The sequence below is a fragment of the Variovorax glacialis genome (assembly GCF_051216375.1).
Lineage (GTDB): Bacteria > Pseudomonadota > Gammaproteobacteria > Burkholderiales > Burkholderiaceae_C > Variovorax.
On the sequence record NZ_JBPJZT010000002.1, the window covers coordinates 155,101 to 173,419 of the forward strand.

An 18,319-nucleotide genomic window follows, 5' to 3' on the forward strand; every position below is an offset into this window, starting at 1 on the left:
CGCCGGCGCTAAGGGCTCATGACCTTGGAGTCGAGTTGTCGCCCGGTCAGGAACGGGCCCAGGTTGGCCGGCTGATAGGCCTCGAAGCTGCTGAGATAGAGCTGGACGCTCGGGTGGAACAGCACGTCCTTGGGGTATTGCCGCGGCGCATGCGGCCGCAAGTCGAAAGGCGGATCCTCGTACGGGGTGTGGATGGGTCCGAAGCTGGACGGCGCCGAGGGTTGGTATTGCGGCGAGATCGCCACCCCGCAGTCGCGCAGGCGCTCGATCATCCAGTCCAGCGAGAAGCTGCAGAGGTCCAGCGTCGGATAGCCGCCGCCGACGTCGGCATGGGCGCCGCAGAACCATCGCTGGCTGACGCCGTCCCTGGCATCCCACAGCGTCGGTTCGAAATCGCTTCGCTGCTCGTCGATCGCGAGCGCGTGGAAGCCCAGGCGGACCTTCGGCGACAGCGCCAAGTCGGCGAACTCGAAGATGTCGACCTTCGATGCGTCGGCCAGGTCGTAGACCGGCACGCCAAGAGCGCCGACGGTGTCCCAGACCCCGATGGCCTCGATACCGACGTCCTTCACCAATTTGTCGAGTGCGATGGACTGCGCTTTGAACTCCTCGAGATAGCCCAGCAAGGTGCTCTGCTTCCCCAACGCCCGGCGGTGCGCCGCCCACACGAAGACGCCGAGCCTGTAGGCCAGGTCGGCATCGTAGCTGCCGTCGCTGCCTCGCATGGCATCCTGCGGCAGGAGGCCCATTCGGGTGACCATGCCGCCGAGCGCCCTCGCGGTGTACGCCCCCCGGCTGAAGCCGGTCAGGTAGATGCGATCACCCGGCTCGTAGTTTCTCGACAGGAAGGTATAGCCCCGGACGATGCGTTCGATGAAGCCTTCCCCGAAGACGCCGCCCAGCAGCTTGCGGATGCCGTTCTGCGAGTCGCCGACGCCGTGCAGGTATTTCGCGATCTGCGTGACCTTGCCGTCCGACCCCGTGTTCACCTTTTCCTGCTCGTCCTGCCTTCGCAGCGAGTCGGCGGTGACCGCGCCCGCCAGGGCGGCAAAGAGCCTCAGCACGTTGGTGGCGTCGGCCTGGAGCTCCTGGGCATCGCCGTGGCCCAGGCCGTTCCATGTGCCGTCGGCACAAAATACGATGTTCTTTGGCATGTCGCATCCCTTCTCCGAAGGCGTCGATGCGGCGCAGTGTGTGCTCTTCGCGGCGGAGAATCCATGCGACTTTCGCTGTATGCCAGAACGTGCATTCCAGGTGCCCGGCAGGTTTGCGAGGGACATGCTAAGGTGCCGCCGCTCCGCCGGGCTTGCGCGCCGGAACCCACTGCGAGACCCTTCCGTGCCCCCCTCCCCACACTCCGAGCCCGCCGGGCTTTCCACCGGTCTGACCATCCTGTTCGCCATCGCGTGCGGGCTCTGCGTGGCCAATATCTATTTCGCGCAGCCGCTGATCGGGCCGATCGCGGTCACGCTGCAACTGCATGCCGGCCTGGCCGGGCTGATCATGACGCTCACCCAGCTCGGCTATGGCGCCGGCCTGCTGATGCTGGTGCCGCTGGCCGATGTGGTGGAAAACCGGCGGCTGATCACCTGCCTGATGGTGGGCGCGGTCGTCGGCCTGGTCGGCATCGCAATCTCGAATTCGGCCGCGACCTTCCTGGCAGCATCGTTTCTCGTCGGGACCTGCGCCGTGGCGGCCCAGGTGCTCGTACCGCTGGCTTCGCACCTCGTTCCCGAAGCAACGCGCGGCAAGGTCGTGGGGAACATCATGGCGGGCTTGCTGGCCGGCATCATGCTGGCGCGGCCCTTCTCGAGCCTGATCGCGGCAGCCTTCGGATGGCGTGCCGTTTTCGCCGTCTCCGCGGTGTTGATGGCGACCCTGGCCATCGTGTTGTGGCGCGCACTGCCGCAGCGCCGGCCACACGCCTCGACCGGCTACGCGCGCACCATGGCTTCGCTGCCCGGCATCGTGTGGCGCACGCCGCTGCTGCGCCGGCGGGCGTTCTACCAGGGGATGATGTTCGCCGGCTTCCAGGCCTTCTGGACCGCCGTTCCCCTCGCACTGGCGCATGAATTCGGCTTGGGACAGGGCGGGATCGCACTGTTCGCCCTGGCCGGTGCCGCTGGCGCGCTGGCAGCACCGTGGGCCGGGCGACTGGCGGATCGCGGGCTCACGCGGCCGGCAACGGGCATGGCGATCGTCGTCGCGCTGCTGTCCTTCGGGCTCGGGGCTGTGGCGGTGCACTTCCGGTCCCTTGCCGGCCTGGTCGTCTCCGGCATCCTGCTCGACGCCGCCGTCCAGCTGTGCAACGTCCTCAGCCTGAGGAGCCTCTACATCCTGGCGCCGGAGCTCCGCGGCCGGCTCAACGGGCTGTTCCTCACCTTCATCTTCATGTGCGCGGCGGTCGCTTCGGGGCTGGCCGCGGCGATCTATGCCTTCCACGGCTGGGGCGGCCTGTGCCTGCTGGGCGGGGCCTTTGCGGTGGTCGCACTGTTGTTTTACGCCACTGAGTTCCGACGGAATGCCCTTCTGGCAACCGGTTGAGAGGGGTCGTCCGGGATAATAGGGGTTAACCCTAATCTCCCGCCATGACCCATCAGACCGACACGCCACCCGCCGCTTCGTCGCGCATGCCCATCGCCCTGTTGGCAATGGCAGCCGCCGCATTCGCGATCGGAACCAGCGAATTCGTCGTGATGGGCCTGCTGCCCGACATGGCGCTCGACCTCGGCGTCACCCTGTCTCAGGCAGGCCTGCTGGTCACCGGGTACGCCATGGGCGTGGTGATCGGCGCGCCGGTGTTCGCGGTCGCGACGGCACGGCTCCCACGCAGGGCGACGCTGATCGCGTTGGCGTCGCTCTTCGTCCTCGGCAATTTGTTGTGCGCACTGGCGCCCAACTACGGATTGCTGATGGCGGCCCGGGTGATCACGGCCCTCGCGCACGGCACCTTCTTCGGCATCGGCTCGGTCGTCGCTGCGGGACTGGTGGCGCCGAACAAGCGCTCGCAGGCGATCGCCCTGATGTTCACCGGCCTCACGCTGGCCAACGTGCTGGGCGTGCCGCTCGGCCGCATCATCGGCGAGCACTTCGGCTGGCGCATGACCTTCGCATCGATCGTGGTGATCGCGCTGGCGGCGGTCGCATCGCTCGTGTTGCTGCTGCCCCGGCACATCGAGATGCAGAAAGGCAACATCCTTCGCGAGTTCACCGTGCTGGCCGATCGCCGCGTGCTGCTCGCACTCGCAACCAGCGCGCTGACGTCGGCGAGCCTGTTCTGCGTCTTCACCTACATCGCACCGCTGCTGACGGAAGTGAGCGGCTTCTCGAACGCGGCCATCGCGCCCATCCTTCTTCTGCTGGGCGTCGGCCTCACCATCGGCAGCACGGTCGGCGGACGGCTCGGGGACCGTCGTCTCGTGCCCTCGATGCTGCTGGTGCTCGGACTCAACGCGCTGGTGCTGGGGCTCATGCATTTCGTCCTGCCGGTCAAGGCCGCGACCGTGGTGTTGATGGCGACGTGGACCACCCTCTCCTTCGCCCTCGTACCGCTCCTGCAGACGCTCATCGTGCAGCATGCGGACGCCGCCCCCAACCTGGCCTCGACGCTGAACCAGGGCGCGTTCAACCTCGGCAACGCCACCGGCGCCTGGATCGGAAGCGGCATGCTCGCCGCGGGCGCGCCGCTGGCGGACCTTCCATGGGCCGGCGCGGGCATCACGCTGGGTGCCCTGGCGCTCGCCGCGTGGAGCAGCCGACTCGGCGAACGCAGGCCTTCGCTTCAGGCGGCCTGACGCGCAAAGCGGCCCCCGAACGGGCCGCCGACTCACATCCCTGCTTTCCGAAACTAGGGAAGTCACCGATCAACTGGTGCAACCAAGTATCGAACGGGTCAATCCCAGTACCAAACCCGCAACGCAGAGTCTCCAGAATCCGGCAACGACGACCGCCTGTCGTCGACCAACAAGGAGACAACTCATGAAGCGCTTTCTGAAGGCAGGCCTGGTGCTCGCCATCGCGGCCACGGGTCTCGCGCATGCCGCGACCGAACTGGTCATCGCCACCGTGAACAACGGCCACATGATCGAGATGGAGAAGCTCACCAAGTTCTTCGAGCAGGCGAATCCGGACATCAAGCTCAAGTGGGTCACGCTGGAGGAAGGCACGCTGCGGCAGCGCGTCACCACGGACATCGCGACCAAGGGCGGCCAGTTCGACGTGATGACGATCGGCATGTACGAGACGCCGATCTGGGCCAAGAAAGGCTGGTTGCTGCCGATCGCGACCGACGCGAACTTCGACGTCGACGACCTTCTGCCCGCGATGCGCAACGGCCTCTCGGCCGACGGCAAGCTCTATGCATCGCCGTTCTATGGCGAGAGCTCGATGCTCATGTACCGCAAGGACCTGGCCGACAAGGTGGGCTTCAAGATGCCCGACCAGCCGACCTGGGCACAGGTGAAGGAACTCGCCGGCAAGGTGCACGACCCGAAGGCGGGCGTCTACGGCATCTGCCTGCGCGGCAAGCCGGGCTGGGGCGACAACATGGCGCTGCTCACCACCATGGTCAACACCAACGGCGGCCAGTGGTTCGACATGAGCTGGAAGCCGCAGATCGACACCAAGCCCTGGCATGACGCGATCAGTTTCTACGTCGACCTCATGAAGGCCTACGGCCCGCCCGGCGCCTCGGCCAACAGCTTCAACGAGAACCTCGCGCTCTTCAACGAAGGCAAGTGCGGGATGTGGGTGGACGCGACCATTGCGGCTTCTTTCGTGAGCGATCCGAAGCAGTCGAAGGTGGCCGACAAGGTGGCCTTCGCACAGGCCCCCGTGGCCGTGACGCCGAAGGGCGCGAACTGGCTGTGGGCCTGGGCACTGGCGATTCCGGCCAGCTCGCAGAAGGTCGATGCGGCGCAGACCTTCGTCAAGTGGGCGACCTCGAAGGACTACGTCAAGCTGGTTGCGAAGGAAGAAGGCTGGGGCTCGGTGCCAACCGGTACGCGCAAGTCCACCTACGCTTCGCCGGAGTTCCTGAAGGCGGCACGCTTCGCCGAATCCGAGAAGAAGGCCATCGACAGCGCGAACGCGAACGACAGCACGCTGCCCAAGTCGCCTTACGTGGGCGTGCAGTACGCGGCCATTCCGGAGTTCCAGGCGATCGGCGTGGCGGTCGGTCAGCAGATGAGTGCGGCGCTCTCGGGCAAGGTCACCGTGGACCAAGCCTTGAAGACCTCACAGACAGCGGCCGAGCGCGAAATGAAGAAGGGCGGGTATTACAAGTAGCCCCCAGGCTGCGCGCACTTCGTGTCGCTTCGCCCGCCCCCCACGGGGGGCGCTGCCAGCGGACCGGCGGAGCCGGTTCCGCGGCAGCTCACGACAACGCATGCATTGGGGATCTCTCTATGAACCGCTTGTTGCCTCGGGCGCTGATGGCCCCGGCCGTGATCACGCTCGTCCTCTGGATGATCGTGCCGCTGGTGATGACGATCTACTTCTCGTTCGTCAACTACAACCTCATGCAGCCCGGCGAACGGACGTTCAACGGTCTGGAGAACTTCCACTACTTCGTCACCGACCCGGACTTCTGGCCCGCGGTGTGGAACACGCTGGTGCTGATCGGCAGCGTGATCATCATCACGGTGGTGCTGGGCGTCCTGCTGGCACTGCTGGTCAACGAGCCCTTCCCCGGCCGCGGCATCGTGCGCGTGCTCCTCATCTCGCCCTTCTTCGTCATGCCGACGGTGAACGCGCTGCTGTGGAAGCACATGATGATGAACCCGATCTACGGGATCCTCGCGGACCTCTGGCGAAGCTTCGGCGCGGAGCCGGTCGACTGGCTGACGGACGTGCCGCTGTTCTCCGTGATCATCATGGTCGCCTGGCAGTGGCTGCCCTTTGCCTGCCTGATCTTCATCACGTCCCTGCAGTCGCTCGACCGCGAGCAGATGGAAGCCGCGCGCATGGACGGTGCCAGCGCCTTCCAGCGCTTCGGCTATCTCACCCTGCCCCACCTCGGCCGGCCGATGGCGGTCGTGATCATGATCGAGATGATCTTCCTGCTCTCGGTGTTCGCGGAGATCGCCGTCACGACCAATGGCGGCCCGGGGAACGAGAGCACCAACCTCACCTACCTGATCTTCAAGCAGTCGCTGATGAACTTCGACGTCGGCGTGGCTTCGGCGGGCGCGCTCTTCGCGGTGGTGCTGGCCAACATCGTGGCGGCCTTCCTGATCCGCATCATCGGCAAGAACCTCGACTGAGGACACCGGCATGCAAACCGAAAACATTCTCGCCCTCGCACTGCGCACCGCCGGTGCGTGGGCCGCGTCGCTGCTGCTCTTCTTCCCGCTGGGCTGGCTGGTGCTGACGTCGTTCAAGACGGAGTTGCAGGCGATCCACGTGCCGCCGCTCTTCATCTTCGAGCCGACGCTGGAAAACTTTACCGAGGTGCAGCGCCGCAGCGACTACCTGCTCTTCGCGAAGAACTCGCTGATCACGAGCGTGGGCTCGACCATCATCGGCCTGCTGATCGCGGCGCCGGCGGCGTATTCGATGGCCTTCTTCCGCACGAAGCGCACGCGCGACATCCTGATGTGGATGCTCTCCACGAAGATGATGCCGGCCGTCGGCGCGCTGGTGCCGATCTACGTGATCGCGCAGACCGCCGGCCTGCTCGACACGCGCACTGCCCTGACCGTGGTCTTCACGCTGTCGAACCTGCCGATCATGGTGTGGATGCTCTACACAAGCTACAAGGACATTCCGCCCGAGATCCTCGAAGCCGCGCGCATGGACGGCGCGAGTCTCTGGACCGAGTTCCGCCACGTGGTGTTGCCGCTGTCCATCGGCGGATTGGCATCCACCGGACTGCTGTGCCTGGTCCTGAGCTGGAACGAAGCCTTCTGGGCCTTGAACCTCAGCTCCGCCAAGGCAGGCACGCTGGCGACGCTGATCGCTTCTTACTCCAGTCCCGAGGGGCTCTTCTGGGCCAAGCTTTCTGCCGCTTCGTTGATGGCCATCGCGCCGATCGTGGTGTTTGGTTGGTTCAGCCAGAAGCAGCTCGTGCAGGGCCTGACTTTTGGCGCCGTGAAATGAGCTCGCCCCCAGGCTCCGCGCACTGCGTGTCGCTTCGCCAACCCCCTGCCGGGGGCACCGCCGGCGGACCGGCGGAGCCGGTTCCGTGGCGGCCGCTGGAATGGATCGCGCCGGCAGCCGAACAAGATTTTCAAGGAGTCATCTGATGGCCTACCTCCAACTCGACAACATCAAGAAGAGCTTCGGCGAAACGCACGTGATCAAGGGCGTGAACCTCGAGATCGACAAGGGCGAATTCATCGTATTCGTCGGCCCGTCGGGCTGCGGCAAGTCGACGCTGCTGCGCCTGATCGCCGGGCTCGAGCCGATCACCAGCGGCAAGCTCTCGCTCGACGGCAAGGACATCACGCACACGCCTTCGGGCAAACGCGACCTCGCGATGGTGTTCCAGAGCTATGCGCTCTACCCGCACATGAGCGTGTACGACAACATGTCCTTCGCGCTCAAGCTGGCGAAGGTCTCGAAGGACGTGATCAAGACCAAGGTCGACCATGCCGCCAAGACGCTCAACCTCACGCAGTACCTGAACCGCACGCCGAAGGAACTGTCCGGCGGACAGCGGCAGCGCGTGGCAATCGGACGGGCGATCGTGCGGGCGCCGAAGGTGTTTCTCTTCGACGAGCCGCTCTCGAACCTCGATGCGGCTCTGCGCGGCAACACGCGCGTGGAGATCCACAAGCTGCATCGCGCGCTCGGCGCGACCAGCATCTACGTGACGCACGACCAGGTGGAGGCCATGACCCTGGCCGACCGCGTCGTCGTGCTGCGCGACGGTCTGATCGAGCAGGTCGGTACACCGATGGACCTGTACGACCGCCCGGCCAACCAGTTCGTTGCGCAGTTCATCGGCATGCCGTCGATGAACATGGTCGAGGCGAAGGCGATACCGAGCTTCTCAGCGCTCACTGGCGGCCGGTTGCCGAGCGATGGATTCCTCGGCGTACGCCCCGAGGGGTTGCGCGTGCACCATGGCCAGGCGCCAGGTGCGCCGGCACGGGTCGAGCTGATCGAGGCCTTGGGCGCCGACACGCTGATCCACGTCGACGTCGGCGGCGTCCCGCTGATCGCGCGCCAGAACGACCGCACCGACCTCCAGGCCGGCGATGCCGTGAGCGTGGAGCTTGATCCGTCCGTTCTCCACTTCTTCAACCGCGAAGGCCGCACCGTCGCGGCCTGACACTGCCATGAACGATGCCACTTCTACCGAATTCGTGGTGCTGCACCTCGGACTCGGCTCCTTCCATCGCGCGCACCAGGCGGTGTACCTGCAAGCGCTGATCGACACCGGCGACACGCACTGGTCGCTCGTCGGCGCGAACCTGCGCCCCGACATGGCCGACGTCGAGAGCGCCTTGCGCGCACAAGGCGGACGCTACACGCTGGAGACGGTATCGCCTGCCGGCGACTATCGCTACCAGCGCATCGAATCGATCCGCGAGGTGCTGGCCTTCGACGCGAACCTGGTCGAGGTCATCGCGCGGGGCTCGGATCCGCGCACGCGGGTCATCTCGTTCACGGTGACCGAGGCCGGCTACTACCTCGATTCGCAGGACCGCCTCGACTTCGTCGTCGCCGATCTCGCGAACGACCTCGACCGGGCCCGCAAGGGTCAGGCCGGCACGACGATCTACGGTGCGATCTGCGCGATCCTGCGCGCCCGCCGCGCTGCCGATGCCGGTCCCGTGACACTGCTGAACTGCGACAACCTGCGCCACAACGGCGAGCGCTTCCGCAAGGGGCTGCTGGAATTCATCGAGCGCACCGGCGACACCGGCCTGCTGGAATGGGTCCGTACGCAGACCCGAAGCCCCAACGCCATGGTCGACCGCATCACGCCACGGCCGCCGCCCGAACTGCGCGAGCGCGTGTTCAAGGCGACAGGCTGGGACGACGCGGCGCCCGTGACGGGCGAGAGCTTCATCCAGTGGGTGATCGAGGATGACTTCGCGAACGGTCGACCCGACTGGGGGCGCGTCGGCGTGCAACTGGTCGATTCGGTGTCGCCCTACGAGGAAGCGAAGATCCGCATCCTCAACGCGAGCCACAGTTGCATCGCCTGGGCCGGAACCCTGCTCGGCCTGCAGTACATCCACGAAGGCACGCACGTACCGTCGATCCGGCGCATGGCTTTCGACTACGTGACGGATGACGTCATTCCGTGCCTGAACTCGCCAGGGCGGCCAAGCCCGGTCGACCTGCCGGCCTATCGCGACGTCGTGCTCGACCGCTTCGGCAATCCCGCGATCCGCGACACCAATCAGCGCGTGGCGATGGACGGGTTCTCGAAGATTCCCGGCTTCATCGCGCCCACCATCCACGAGCGGCTTTCGCGCGGGGAAGGCATCGACAGCGTGGCGATGCTGCCCGCCCTCTTCCTTGCCTTCCTGCAACGCTGGCATGCGAAGTCGCTTCCCTACACCTACCAGGACCAAGGCATGGACGAAAGCGACGCACACGCGATCTGCGAAGCCGCCGACCCCGTCGCCGCGATGTGCGCCGATCGCACGCTGTGGGGCGACGCGGCCGGCGACCCGCGCCTCGTCGAGGCGATGCGCAAGGCGAGCGAGCGGGTCCGGACCTTCGTCGAGCGGGGTGGCCAATGACCGGCCGGCTCGCGGAGCGCCACGTCCTGATCACCGGGGCCGGAGGCGGCATCGGGCTCGCCATCGCCGAAGCCTGCCTCGCCGAAGGCGCCTGCTGCACATTGGCCGACCTGGCGGCCGACCCTTCCGAGGGCGTGCAGGCGCTTCGGCGCAAGCACCCGAACACCCTGGCCTACGTTGCGACGGACGTCACCAGCATGCCGTCCATCGGCGGCATGCTCTTCGCTGCGCAGGCGGCGCACGGGCCGGTCCACACGCTGGTCAACAACGCCGCCCTGTTCGACATGGCGCCCTTGCTGGAAAGCAGCGAGGCCTCGTACGACCGCCTCTTCGCCGTCAACGTGAAGGGCATGTTCTTCGTGATGCAGCGGGTGCTGCAACACATGGTCGATGCCGGCGTGGAAGGCGGCGCCGTCATCAACATGGCATCGCAGGCCGGCCGGCGCGGCGAGGCGCTCGTGTCGCACTACTGCGCGACGAAGGCGGCCGTCATCAGCTACACGCAGAGTGCCGCGCTCGCGATGGCGCCTCACGGCATCCGTGTGAATGCCATTTCGCCCGGTGTGGTCGACACACCGATGTGGGACCAGGTCGATTCGCTTTTCGCCAGGTACGAGCAGCTCGCGCCGGGCGAGAAGAAACGCCGGGTCGGCCTCGAAGTCCCCCTCGGCCGCATGGGCAAGCCGGGCGACATCGCCGGCGCGGTCGTGTTCCTCGCCAGCGACGATGCGCGATACATCACGGCGCAAACGCTCAACGTCGATGGTGGTAACGTCATGAGCTGAAGGTGCATGAGAAGGACGAAGGGACGACTTCATGACATCGGTACGCCAACGGCACCTGCCCCGCCATCGCGAGCCCGAGCTCGAGCGCGACATCACGCGCTCGCCGTCGCTGGGTTACGAAGCGCCCGAGGAAACAGGCCTCGTCCGTTGCCTGGCGCATGGTTTCCCGAGCCCGCTGGTGCGCTGGCACTTCCACGAGGAATACGAGCTCCACCTCATCACCGAGACATCCGGCAAGGCCTTCGTCGGCGACTGGATCGGCCCCTTCCAGCCCGGGCACCTTGTGCTGTGCGGACCACGTCTGCCGCACAACTGGATCTCGCTCGATGCACCCGAAGGCGGCGCGGCCGGCCGCGACCGGGTGATCCAGTTCCGGCACGAACCCATCGAGAGCGCGGCCGCCGGCATTCCCGAACTGCGCGAGGCGCTGCAACTGCTCGAACGCTCGCGCCACGGCATCGAGTTCTTCGGCCTTGCGGAACGCGCGCTGGCGCACTGGGACGCGGTGAAGGCGGCGCACGGCCTTCAGCGCCTCGCCCGCTTCCTCGAATACCTCGCCGACCTCGCCCAGTGCACCGACTATCGCCTGCTCTCCAACGTGCAGATGCAGGGCGTCGAGGGCGACGCCGAGGTCGACCAGATCAACGTCATCGTCAACCGCATCACCGCCAATCTCTCCGAGCCGATCGTGATGGCCGACATCGCCACCGAACTGGGCATGAGCGAAAGTCGCTTCAGCCGCTTCTTCAAGCGCTCGACCGGCAACAGCTTCACTGATTTCGTGAACCGGGTGCGGATCAACAGTGCCTGCCACTTGCTGATGCAGACCGACCATTACGTGACGGACATCTGCTACCAGGTCGGCTTCAACAACGTCGCCAATTTCAACCGGCGCTTTCTCGAGATCAAGGGCATGACGCCGACCGAGTTCCGGCGCCAGAGTGACAGCCGCTTCGGCAGCCTCGTCTGAAGGACAGTCATGTACCTCGGCCTCGATCTGGGCACCTCGGAGCTGAAGGCACTGCTGCTCGACAAGGACCACCGCATCGTCGCACTGGCCCGGGCGGCGTTGAGCGTGAGCCGGCCTGCGCCGCTCTGGTCGGAACAGGCGCCCGCCCAATGGTGGGAGGCGCTCGAATCCGTGATGGCAGCGCTGCACCGGAGCAATGCGCAGGCGATGTCCTCGGTTCGCGCCATCGGGCTGTCGGGCCAGATGCACGGGGCGGTCGCGATCGATGTGGCCGGCGAGGTGGTGCGGCCCGCGATTCTCTGGAACGACGGGCGAAGCGCCGCGGAATGCGCGACGCTCAAGGCGCGCGTGCCTCGCCTGACCGCGATTGCCGGCAACCTCGCGATGCCGGGGTTCACCGCGCCGAAGCTGCTCTGGATGAAGACCCACGAGCCGGAAAACTTCGCACGCACGGCCTGCGTGCTGCTGCCGAAGGACTGGCTGCGCTACAGGATGAGCGGCACGCTGGCGAGCGACATGTCGGACGCATCGGGCACTCTTTGGCTCGACGTCGGCGCCCGGGACTGGTCGGACGAACTGCTCGCCGCCTGCGGCCTCTCCCGCAAGAACATGCCTGACCTGGTCGAAGGCAGCGCCGTCGCCGGGAGGCTCAAGCCCGACCTCGCCGCGCGATGGGGCCTTTCTGCGGACATACCCATCGCAGGCGGTGGCGGCGACAACGCGGCCAGTGCCGTCGGCATGGGGCTGGTGAAGGCGGGTGAAGGCTTCGTCTCGCTGGGCACGTCGGGCGTCATCTTCGTGTGCGGCGATCGCTTCGAGCCGAACCCCGATCGCGCGGTGCACGCCTTCTGCCATGCCTTGCCGGGCCGCTGGCACCAGATGTCGGTCATGCTGTCGGCATCGAGCGCGGTCAGTTGGGCCGCGCGCAGTTTCGGTCTCGGCAACGAGGCGTCACTGCTGGCCGCGGCGGCCACGTTGAATGCCGATGCGCGCAGTCAGGCGCCCTTGTTTCTTCCCTATCTTTCAGGCGAACGCTCGCCGCACAACGACGCGAATGCGCAAGGCGTGCTGTTCGGCCTGACGCATGCGCACGGACCGGCGGAGGTCGCCTACGCCGTGGTGGAAGGTGTGAGCTTCGGCCTCCGTGACGGACTCGATACGCTCGTCAAGCCCAGCGGCGATCTCGTGCTGGTCGGCGGGGGCGCGCGCAGTTCGTGGTGGGCGCACCTGCTGGCGGACATTCTCCAGACGTCGCTCGCCGTGTGCGAAGGCGGCGAGGCAGGCGGCGCCCTCGGCGCGGCGCGGCTGGCCTGGCTGGCGGACGGAGGAACGGAAGCAATGGTTTGTCGTCGCCCGGATGTCCGGCAACGCTTCGAGCCGAACGGGGAACAGTCGGCCACCAACATGGCGCGGCATGCGCGCTTCAGGCAGGTGTATGCAGCGTTACGCCCGACTTTCGCCGAGTTCGGCGCCTAGCTGATCTGCCCGAACGAGGTGCGCAGCCCCGCGTAGTCCGTCGGGCCGCTGCTCTCCGGCGGATTGCCGGTGGCCGAAAGCCAGGCGGAGATGCTGGGCAGCCGGCGATCGAAATAGATGTGCAGGCGCGGCCAGTCGCCGTCTTCTCCGTGCCCCTCGGACATCTCCAGCGCCTCGACGGCGATGGTGCGAAGACTGCTCACCATCGCCAGCGAGCGGCCGTCGAGCAATTGCAGCGTCACCTCGCGGCCCTGCGCCAGCACCTCCTGCAGGATGCGCCTGTGCACGGTGAAGTCGTCCCAGCTGCGCTTGCCGCAGGCGTCGTTCAGCTCGCGGAAGACCCAGTGCATGTTGTTCGCGAACATGGCCGCGACTTGCCCGGCCTGCCGCAGGCTCTGCTTCGACGTGGCGAGCTGCAGCCGGATCGCCCACAGGATGGCCGCCAGCACGCCCAGCGTCTGGACCCATGCGGCCCACTCCGCCGACGTGGCGGGCCGAAAGAACCAGCCTGCGACAACCAACGCAACGGTGCCCGCGGCAGTGGCCGCTCCAAGTTTCCGCATGGTTTCCCCAGAATCGGGGTCCGCGTCATTCACTCGCGCGGACCGTCCTTGCCAAACATTTTCCGGATCGCCGCAATCCCTGCGACCAGGGCATTGGCGTAGGTGCTGTGAGGGTCGCTTGCCGCTTCGATGGGCAAATAGGGGAGCACGTCCTCCAACTCGTAATCGGTGGCCTCCATCAAAACCCAATAGAACTCGCCCTCTTCGAGTTCCTGGACGGTGAGCGCGATATTTCGCAATTGCGACATGAAGTTGCCAGGAAGGCCATGAATAGTGATAGGACAAAACGATCCTATTCACCCCCGTCGATAACGCCTAGCCACAATTTCACGATTCGTCACAAATGTGACCAGTCGTAATTAAATACGCAAGTCGTACAAACACGCAAGCTGCACGTTGGTGCAATTCGGGAACATGTCATCTAGGTTTCCCTACAGCGCCAAGCCCATGCCGGGCCTAAGCTACGGTTTCGTCGACCCACCATCAGGAGGAGACATGAAGCACTTCACCCTGGCCAAGAACATGACCGCCGCCGTCGGCGGCGCGTTCTACCCCACAGGACATTCCGTGGTGATGTTTCCGGACGCGCAGGACGCCAGCCGTATCGGACACCAGCTGATCGACCACGGATTCAGCGGCGACGAGGTCTACCTGATCCCGCCCCACATCGTCCTCGAGCAGATCACGCCCACGATCCACGAATCGGACAGCCCCCTGCCCTCGGCCGGCACGGACGCGGCAACCGTCCGCGCCTACACTCAGCTCGCCCGCGAGGGCCACACGGCCCTGATGGTGCGTACCAAGGACGAGTCCATGGCCGAACGGCTCATGGAGCACGTCCGCAAGGTGCGCTATTCGATCGCGCAGCGGTATCGCACGCTGGTGATCGAAGACCTCTGAGTTCAGGCGCCGGCCGCGCGCAGCAGCACCGCGCGGGCCATGGCCTGGGCCAGCTCGTGTTCGCCGAGGAACACCGTCGCCGCGGCCTCCTGCGTGAGCAGACGGGCCTCGTCCTCGTTGTGGCTGCGGATCACGGTTTCGATGGCCGGGTTGAGCGTTCGTGCCGCCTCGATCATCTGCCGCACATTCATGGCGTCGGGCGTGGCCACCACGAGCACGCGCGCGCGGGCGATGTGAGCCTGGATCAACACGGCCGGATCCGCGGCGTCGCCCCAGACCGCGGCCATGCCTTCGGCACGCAGCTTCTCGACGAGCTCGCGATTCTGGTCCGCCACCACGAAAGGAATGTCATGCGCCGTGAGCGCCGATGCGATGCGCCGCCCGACGCGGCCATAGCCGACCAGCACCACCTGCCTTGAAAGGTATCGGGCCTCCGTGCTCATCGGCAGTTCGGCCAGCGGATCGTCCCGTGCTTCGAGCCCCCGCGCGAACGACGAATGTGCGTGCAGCCATTTCTGCAGCGGCTCGATCAGGCTGAACCACAACGGATTGGTGGCGATGGAGATCAGCGCACCGGCCAGCAACAGGTTCTGGCCTTCGGGTGGCAGCAGACCGAGTCCCGCGCCCAATGCGGCCAGGATGAACGAGAACTCGCCGATCTGCGCCAGGCTCGCGCTCACCGTGAGCGCCGTGCCGAGCGGATAGCGAAACAGCAGCACCAGCGCGCAAGCCGCCACGGACTTGCCGACGACGATCACCAGCACCACGGCCAGCACCTGCAGCGGGCGCTCGATGAGCACCGCCGGATCGAACAGCATGCCGACCGAGACGAAGAACAGCACCGCGAAGGCGTCGCGCAGCGGCAGCGATTCCTGCGCCGCCCGGTGGCTGAACTCCGACTCGCGCATCACCATGCCCGCGAAGAAGGCCCCGAGCGCGAATGACACCCCGAACAACGCCGCGGATGCGAACGCGATGCTCACCGCGGCCGCCACCACGCACAGCGTGAACAGTTCGCGCGAGCCGGTCCGCGTGACCTGCCAGAGGATCCAAGGAAACACCCGCCGTCCCACCACCAGCATCAGCGCGACGAACCCGCCGACCTGCAGCAGCGTGAGCCCCAGGGTCTGCCAGAGGGGAGCGCCATCGACGGCGCTGTCGGTGCCGCCCAGCGCCGCCCCCAATGGCGGCAGCAGCACCAGCACGAGGACCATCGCAAGGTCCTCCACCACCAGCCAGCCAACGGCGATGCGGCCGGTGAACGACTCCAGGATGCCCAGGCTCTCGAGCGCGCGCAGCAGCACCACCGTGCTCGCCACCGACAACGCCAGGCCGAACACCAGGGCGCCACCCGGGCTCCAGCCCCACCAGGTGGCGAGCGCAGCACCGAGGAGCGTCGCCACGACCATCTGCACCAGCGCGCCGGGCAGTGCGATCTTTCGCACCGCGAGGAGGTCGTCGAGCGAGAAGTGCAGCCCGACCCCGAACATCAGCAGCATGACGCCGATCTCGGCGAGCTGTGCCGCGATGCCTGCATCCGCGACGAAACCGGGTGTGAACGGGCCGATGATCACGCCCGCCAGGAGGTAGCCGACGAGCGCCGGCAAGCGCAGGCGCGCCGCCAAAAAGCCGAACACCAGCGCGAGCCCGAGGCCAGCCGCGATGGTGTTGATCAGTGAAACGCTGTGGGGCATCGACTTGCATTCTGCAAGAACGACACCCGGCGACGGGTCAGGAAGCCATTTTTTCCGTACGGGCGTTGATCACTTCCTCGGGCGCCTGCGCCTCGACCCAGGTCTCGTTGTTCAGCCCGGCCTGCAGTCTCTCCATGTCGAGTTCGTCGGTCCACTTGGCAACGACGATGGTCGCGACGCCGTTGCCGATGAGGTTGGTCAGCGCCCTCGCCTCGGACATGAAGCGGTCGATCCCGAGGATCAGCGCCAGCCCCGCCACGGGCACGTGGCCGACCGCAGACAGCGTCGCCGCCAGCACGATGAAGCCGCTGCCGGTGACACCGGCCGCGCCCTTCGACGTCAGCAGCAGCACCGCCAGCAGCGTGATCTCCTGCATGAGCGTCATCGGCGTGTTCGTCGCCTGCGCGATGAAGACCGCCGCCATCGTGAGGTAGATCGAGGTGCCATCGAGGTTGAACGAATAGCCCGTCGGGATCACGAGGCCGACGGTCGTCTTGTTCGCGCCGAGGTTCTCCATCTTCTCCATCATCCGCGGAAGCACCGACTCGGACGAGGACGTGCCCAGCACGATCAGCAGTTCTTCCTTGATGTACTTGATGAACTTCCAGATGCTGAACCCATGAAAGCGCGCAATGCCTCCCAGCACCACGAAGATGAAGATCAGGCAGGTCAGGTAGAAGGTGCCCATCAGCTTGCCGAGCTGGAAGAGCGAACCGATGCCGTACTTCCCGATCGTGAAGGACATCGCGCCGAAGGCACCGATGGGCGCCAGCTTCATGATGTAGCCGATGATCACGAAGAGCACGTGCGAGCCCTTCTCGATCACGTCGAACACCAGCGTGCCGCGGCCGCCGAAGCGGTGCAGCGCGAAGCCGAAGAGCACAGCGATCAGCAGCACCTGGAGAATCTCGCCCTGGGCGAAGGCATCGACCACGGTGTTGGGAATGATGTGCATCAGGAACCCGACCGTGCCTTCCATCTTGCCCGGGCCGGTGTAGGCCGCGAGCGCCCGCGTGTCGAGCGATGCCGGGTCGACATTCATGCCCACGCCGGGCTTGAACACATTGACCAGCACCAGGCCCACCACGAGCGCGACGCTGCTCACGATCTCGAAGTACAGCAGCGCCAGGCCGCCGGTCTTGCCGACCTTCTTCATGTCCTCCATGCCGGCGATGCCGACGACCACCGTGCAGAAGATGATCGGCGCGATCATCATCTTGATCAGCTTGATGAAGGCGTCGCCGAGCGGCTTCATCATCTCGCCGAACGCGGGGAAGAAGTGGCCGAGCAGCACGCCGATGATCACCGCGGTGATCACCTGTGCATAGAGCGATTTGTAGATCGGCGGCTTGCGTGCCGGCACGGCGGGTGCGCCTGCTGTAGCTGTTGCGGCTGGGGTCATCGAATGTCTCCTTGTCAGCAAAAAAAAGACCCGCAGCAGCGGGTCTTTTCGGAAGTGATCGGCTGCGGGTGCCTCAGTGCATGTGCAGCCCGCCGTTGACCGAGAAGTCGGCCCCCGTGGAGTAGCCGCCTTCATCGGTAGCGAGCCACGCGATGATGGACGCGATCTCGCTCGGTTCGCCCAGGCGCTTGACGGGGATCGTGCCGACGATCTTGTCGAGCACCTCCTGCCGGATCGCCTTGACCATGTCGGTGCCGATGTAGCCGGGGCTCACGGTGTTCACAGTCACGCCCTTGGCGGCGAGTTCCTGCGCCAGCGCCATGGTGAAGCCGTGCATGCCGGCCTTCGCCGCGGAGTAGTTGGTCTGCCCTGCCTGCCCCTTCGCGCCGTTGACCGAGCTGATGTTGATGATGCGGCCCCAGCCCTTTTCCACCATGTCGCCCACCACCTGCTTGGTGACGTTGAACATGCTGTTGAGGTTGGTCTCGATCACCGAGCTCCAGTCTTCAGGCGTCATCTTGAGGAACATCCGGTCCCGCGTGATGCCCGCGTTGTTCACGAGAACGTCGATGCTGCCGTGCTCCGCCTTGGCCTTGGTGAAGGCCTCGACGGTGGACTGCCAGTCACCCACGTTGCCGACCGAGGCATGGAAGTCAAAGCCTTCGGCCTTCTGTTCCGCCAGCCATTTGGCGTGATCCCGCGTGGGGCCGCAGCCGGCGATGACGGTGAACCCGTCCCTGTGAAGGCGCTGGCAGATGGCTGTTCCGATGCCCCCCATGCCCCCGGTGACATATGCGACTTTCTTGCTCATGAGTGTTCCTTGGTGTG

The 18,319-nt window shown here is 66.0% G+C and carries 17 protein-coding genes; 11 read left to right on the plus strand and 6 right to left on the minus strand.

From position 1 onward, the window contains the following. Positions 1–8: 8 nt before the first annotated feature. Positions 9–1,154, minus strand: coding sequence for a DUF2235 domain-containing protein (locus tag ACSFBL_RS05075; protein WP_435514666.1), 1,146 nt, complete (start codon positions 1,152–1,154; stop codon positions 9–11). Between the two features lie 184 nt (positions 1,155–1,338). Between ACSFBL_RS05075 and ACSFBL_RS05080 the strand changes: the two genes are divergently transcribed. The 10 genes from ACSFBL_RS05080 (at position 1,339) to xylB (ending at position 12,932) form a co-directional block, all read left to right on the plus strand. Then, on the plus strand, positions 1,339–2,544 hold the full coding sequence (locus tag ACSFBL_RS05080) for an MFS transporter (RefSeq protein WP_435514667.1): 1,206 nt from the start codon (positions 1,339–1,341) through the stop codon (positions 2,542–2,544). A gap of 86 nt (positions 2,545–2,630) precedes the next feature. Next, positions 2,631–3,794 (plus strand): MFS transporter, encoded by a 1,164-nt coding sequence (locus tag ACSFBL_RS05085; protein WP_435515319.1) that lies wholly within the window; start codon positions 2,631–2,633, stop codon positions 3,792–3,794. A 184-nt stretch (positions 3,795–3,978) separates the two neighbouring features. Further along, positions 3,979–5,286: an ABC transporter substrate-binding protein gene (locus ACSFBL_RS05090; protein ID WP_435514668.1), complete on the plus strand. Its 1,308-nt coding sequence runs from the start codon at positions 3,979–3,981 to the stop codon at positions 5,284–5,286. A gap of 119 nt (positions 5,287–5,405) precedes the next feature. Further along, positions 5,406–6,263 (plus strand): carbohydrate ABC transporter permease, encoded by an 858-nt coding sequence (locus ACSFBL_RS05095; protein WP_435514669.1) that lies wholly within the window; start codon positions 5,406–5,408, stop codon positions 6,261–6,263. A gap of 10 nt (positions 6,264–6,273) precedes the next feature. Continuing rightward, positions 6,274–7,098, plus strand: coding sequence for a carbohydrate ABC transporter permease (locus ACSFBL_RS05100; protein WP_435514670.1), 825 nt, complete (start codon positions 6,274–6,276; stop codon positions 7,096–7,098). A gap of 145 nt (positions 7,099–7,243) precedes the next feature. Further along, positions 7,244–8,275, plus strand: a complete 1,032-nt coding sequence (locus tag ACSFBL_RS05105) for an ABC transporter ATP-binding protein (RefSeq protein WP_435514671.1) — start codon at positions 7,244–7,246, stop codon at positions 8,273–8,275. A 7-nt stretch (positions 8,276–8,282) separates the two neighbouring features. Continuing rightward, positions 8,283–9,701: a D-arabinitol 4-dehydrogenase gene (gene dalD / locus ACSFBL_RS05110; protein ID WP_435514672.1), complete on the plus strand. Its 1,419-nt coding sequence runs from the start codon at positions 8,283–8,285 to the stop codon at positions 9,699–9,701. After that, the gene (locus ACSFBL_RS05115; protein WP_435514673.1) at positions 9,698–10,486 is read left to right on the plus strand and encodes an L-iditol 2-dehydrogenase; all 789 of its coding nucleotides are present in this window, start codon (positions 9,698–9,700) and stop codon (positions 10,484–10,486) included. Before dalD ends, ACSFBL_RS05115 begins: the two co-directional genes overlap by 4 nt. Before the next feature lie 31 nt (positions 10,487–10,517). Next, positions 10,518–11,456 (plus strand): AraC family transcriptional regulator, encoded by a 939-nt coding sequence (locus ACSFBL_RS05120; RefSeq protein WP_435514674.1) that lies wholly within the window; start codon positions 10,518–10,520, stop codon positions 11,454–11,456. A 9-nt stretch (positions 11,457–11,465) separates the two neighbouring features. Further along, a complete protein-coding gene (gene xylB / locus ACSFBL_RS05125; RefSeq protein WP_435514675.1) occupies positions 11,466–12,932 on the plus strand; it encodes a xylulokinase in 1,467 nt (488 codons plus the stop codon). On the opposite strand, the gene ACSFBL_RS05130 is transcribed toward xylB, so the two are convergent. Further along, positions 12,929–13,495, minus strand: a complete 567-nt coding sequence (locus tag ACSFBL_RS05130; protein WP_435514676.1) for a hypothetical protein — start codon at positions 13,493–13,495, stop codon at positions 12,929–12,931. The two genes, xylB and ACSFBL_RS05130, sit on opposite strands and share 4 nt — an antisense overlap. A 29-nt stretch (positions 13,496–13,524) precedes the next feature. Further along, complete coding sequence (locus tag ACSFBL_RS05135; RefSeq protein WP_435514677.1) at positions 13,525–13,743, minus strand: hypothetical protein; 219 nt, start codon at positions 13,741–13,743, stop codon at positions 13,525–13,527. Positions 13,744–13,990: 247 nt separating this feature from the next. On the opposite strand from ACSFBL_RS05135, the gene ACSFBL_RS05140 reads away from it, so the two are divergent. Beyond that, on the plus strand, positions 13,991–14,395 hold the full coding sequence (locus ACSFBL_RS05140) for a hypothetical protein (RefSeq protein WP_435514678.1): 405 nt from the start codon (positions 13,991–13,993) through the stop codon (positions 14,393–14,395). Positions 14,396–14,397: 2 nt separating this feature from the next. Here the strand turns inward: ACSFBL_RS05140 and ACSFBL_RS05145 are convergent, their stop codons facing one another. From ACSFBL_RS05145 to phbB, 3 genes are all read right to left on the minus strand, one after another. Then, positions 14,398–16,089 (minus strand): cation:proton antiporter domain-containing protein, encoded by a 1,692-nt coding sequence (locus ACSFBL_RS05145; RefSeq protein WP_435514679.1) that lies wholly within the window; start codon positions 16,087–16,089, stop codon positions 14,398–14,400. A 37-nt stretch (positions 16,090–16,126) separates the two neighbouring features. Next, complete coding sequence (locus ACSFBL_RS05150) at positions 16,127–17,491, minus strand: dicarboxylate/amino acid:cation symporter (RefSeq protein ID WP_435514680.1); 1,365 nt, start codon at positions 17,489–17,491, stop codon at positions 16,127–16,129. Positions 17,492–17,564: 73 nt separating this feature from the next. Further along, entirely contained in the window at positions 17,565–18,302 is a 738-nt protein-coding gene (gene phbB / locus ACSFBL_RS05155; protein ID WP_435514681.1) for an acetoacetyl-CoA reductase, read from the minus strand. Between the last annotated feature and the right edge of the window lie 17 nt (positions 18,303–18,319).

Coding starts and splice junctions, on each gene's coding strand:
- ACSFBL_RS05115 (WP_435514673.1), top strand. CDS start 9,698: ATGACCGGCCGGCTCGCGGAGCGCCACGTCCTGATCACCGGGGCCGGA.
- ACSFBL_RS05100 (WP_435514670.1), top strand. CDS start 6,274: ATGCAAACCGAAAACATTCTCGCCCTCGCACTGCGCACCGCCGGTGCG.
- ACSFBL_RS05150 (WP_435514680.1), bottom strand. CDS start 17,491: ATGACCCCAGCCGCAACAGCTACAGCAGGCGCACCCGCCGTGCCGGCA.
- xylB (WP_435514675.1), top strand. CDS start 11,466: ATGTACCTCGGCCTCGATCTGGGCACCTCGGAGCTGAAGGCACTGCTG.
- phbB (WP_435514681.1), bottom strand. CDS start 18,302: ATGAGCAAGAAAGTCGCATATGTCACCGGGGGCATGGGGGGCATCGGA.
- ACSFBL_RS05095 (WP_435514669.1), top strand. CDS start 5,406: ATGAACCGCTTGTTGCCTCGGGCGCTGATGGCCCCGGCCGTGATCACG.
- ACSFBL_RS05140 (WP_435514678.1), top strand. CDS start 13,991: ATGAAGCACTTCACCCTGGCCAAGAACATGACCGCCGCCGTCGGCGGC.
- ACSFBL_RS05105 (WP_435514671.1), top strand. CDS start 7,244: ATGGCCTACCTCCAACTCGACAACATCAAGAAGAGCTTCGGCGAAACG.
- ACSFBL_RS05145 (WP_435514679.1), bottom strand. CDS start 16,089: ATGCCCCACAGCGTTTCACTGATCAACACCATCGCGGCTGGCCTCGGG.
- ACSFBL_RS05085 (WP_435515319.1), top strand. CDS start 2,631: ATGCCCATCGCCCTGTTGGCAATGGCAGCCGCCGCATTCGCGATCGGA.
- ACSFBL_RS05090 (WP_435514668.1), top strand. CDS start 3,979: ATGAAGCGCTTTCTGAAGGCAGGCCTGGTGCTCGCCATCGCGGCCACG.
- ACSFBL_RS05120 (WP_435514674.1), top strand. CDS start 10,518: ATGACATCGGTACGCCAACGGCACCTGCCCCGCCATCGCGAGCCCGAG.
- ACSFBL_RS05135 (WP_435514677.1), bottom strand. CDS start 13,743: ATGTCGCAATTGCGAAATATCGCGCTCACCGTCCAGGAACTCGAAGAG.
- ACSFBL_RS05130 (WP_435514676.1), bottom strand. CDS start 13,495: ATGCGGAAACTTGGAGCGGCCACTGCCGCGGGCACCGTTGCGTTGGTT.
- ACSFBL_RS05075 (WP_435514666.1), bottom strand. CDS start 1,154: ATGCCAAAGAACATCGTATTTTGTGCCGACGGCACATGGAACGGCCTG.
- dalD (WP_435514672.1), top strand. CDS start 8,283: ATGAACGATGCCACTTCTACCGAATTCGTGGTGCTGCACCTCGGACTC.